This window comes from Amycolatopsis sp. NPDC003676 (assembly GCF_053587275.1).
On sequence record NZ_JBSFNS010000243.1, the window covers coordinates 1 to 2,153 of the forward strand.

The 2,153-nt window shown below is 69.6% G+C and carries 3 protein-coding genes; 1 reads left to right on the forward strand and 2 read right to left on the reverse strand.

Annotated elements, in window-relative coordinates:
- Positions 1-469: 469 nt before the first annotated feature.
- Entirely contained in the window at positions 470-1,039 is a 570-nt protein-coding gene (locus tag ACWDNU_RS45225; protein WP_449673375.1) for a DUF305 domain-containing protein, read from the reverse strand.
- A gap of 58 nt (positions 1,040-1,097) precedes the next feature.
- Positions 1,098-1,472, reverse strand: a complete 375-nt coding sequence (locus ACWDNU_RS45230) for a hypothetical protein (RefSeq protein ID WP_449673376.1) — start codon at positions 1,470-1,472, stop codon at positions 1,098-1,100.
- Between the two features lie 214 nt (positions 1,473-1,686).
- Between ACWDNU_RS45230 and ACWDNU_RS45235 the strand changes: the two genes are divergently transcribed.
- Positions 1,687-2,153: superoxide dismutase (locus tag ACWDNU_RS45235; RefSeq protein WP_449673377.1), on the forward strand; the 467-nt coding region annotated here is incomplete at its 3' end.

Here is a 2,153-nt window from a genome sequence, read left to right on the forward strand (position 1 = left end):
GTGAAGGGCTCCTTGAGGGAATCAGATTCCCTCAAGGAGCCCTTCACGGACCGCCACAGCGCCGGGCCGGGGAGCCGCCGGGTTAGCGCCGCGCCTGCCTTCGCGACAAGCCTCGCGAGCAAGTCAGCAGCGGCTTACCCGCGAGGGCTTCGTCAGGGCGGGGCCTCTGATCTCGGCTAGCCTCGCCGGTCGCCGGTCGCCGGTCGCCGGTCGCCGGTCGCCGGTCGCCGGTCGCCGGTCGCCGGTCGCCGGTCGCCGGACGCCGGACGCCGGACGCCGGACGCCGGACGCCGGACGCCGGACGCCGGACGCCGGACGCCGCAGGGCGCGGGGCGCGCCGAGCAGTTGGCACCGAGCCCAGCAGACCTCACCCAGAGAGAAGTCTGCTGGGGTCATGCCCGGAGACAAGCCACCGGAGTCGCCCAACCGGCCCCGGCACCGCCCAACCGGCCCCGGCGCCGCACCCGAATCAGCTCTTCAACAGCCCCTGCATCTCGGCGATCTCCGCCTGCTGAGCGTCGATGATCCGCTGCGCCAGCGCCTTGGCCCCGGCGTCCGCACCCTGGGCCAGTTCCGTCTTCGCCATCTCGACCGCGCCCTGATGGTGCTTGACCATCAGGTCCAGCCACGACCGGTCGAACTGCGGGCCCTTCGCGGCGTCCAGGCTCTTCATGTCGGAGTCGGACATCATGCCGGTCATCGTGTGGTCGCCGGACATCTCGTGGCCGCCGGGCATGGAGTGGCTGGCGGGGGCCGCGCCCCAGGCGGTCAGCCAGCCTTGCATTTGCCGGATTTCCGGGTCCTGCGCGCGGTCGATCCGGCCGGCCAGGTCGACGACCTTCGGGTTGCTGCTGCGCGACGGCACCATTTTCGCCATTTCCAGCGCCTGCTGGTGGTGCGGGATCATCTGCTGGGCGAACGTGACGTCAGCGGCGTTGTGTCCCGCCTGCGCACTGGGCGCAGGGGATTCCGAGCTGCCGCACGCGCCGAGCAGGAGCGAAGCGGCCAGCACAGCACCGGTGAAAAAGATTTTGCGCACGAAAAAACCTTCTCTCAAAAGGAAAATTGCGAAGAAAGACCGGAGCGAGAGCTGCCGATCAGGTGCGCAACACGCAGAGAGAAGTCAAGACGGTCCGGCCCCGTCTGTCGGGCGGCCGGTCGGCGGCGGGGGAGCCGCGGGCGCCGTCGAAAACCGCTTTCACGGCGGGGTAGCGGCGAAAGGCCAGCAGGCTGAGGGCCAGTGCGCCAGCGGCGTACAGGACGGCCAGGCAGAGGTGCAGCATCGAGTGTTCGCCGGCGGGCATGCCGGAGTCCGCGGCGGGAGCGGCGTCGTGAGACTGGACGACGGACATCTCGCTCGTCATGGCATGCCCTACGCCGGGGGAGGGCACGTGGTGCATGACCGCGATGCCCAGCGCCAGCGCGAACAGCAGCAGCACTCGCTGCGCGCTGCCGAGCCGGGAGGTCGCCATGGACTCAACCGTACCGGGCGTCGGGGAACCGGCGCGGGGCGGACAAACCGGTCACGCTGGGTGGTCGGCCGAAAGGCCCAGTACTGGAAGTTGAACCTTCACTCAACCAGGTTCCAGCCCGTGGCGCCGAGGCTGCCCCCGCTCGCCCGGGACGCGGGTGTGCTACTAGGTTCGAGGGGGCAAGACTTGATGTCGAAGACAGAAGGAGGGCCCCATGGCCCGGTACGAGCTGCCCGAACTCGACTACGACTACGGTGCCCTCGCGCCGCACATCTCCGGCGAGATCAACGAGCTGCACCACAGCAAGCACCACGCGGCCTACGTCAAGGGCGCCAACGACACCCTCGACAAGATCGCCGCCGCCCGTGAAGCCGGCGACTTCGGCGGCATCGTCGGCCTCGAGACCACCCTCGCGTTCAACCTGGCGGGGCACGCCAACCACGTGGTGTGGTGGAAGATCCTCTCGCCGGAGGGCGGGGACAAGCCGACCGGCGAGCTGGCGGCGGCGATCGACGAGGCGTTCGGGTCCTTCGACAAGTTCAAGGCCCAGTTCACCGCGGTGTCGACGACGATCCAGGGCAACGGCTGGGGCGCGCTGTCGTGGGACCCGATCGGCAAGACGCTGATCACCCAGCAGCTGCGCGACCACCACAACAACCTGATCCTGCCGACCACGCCGAT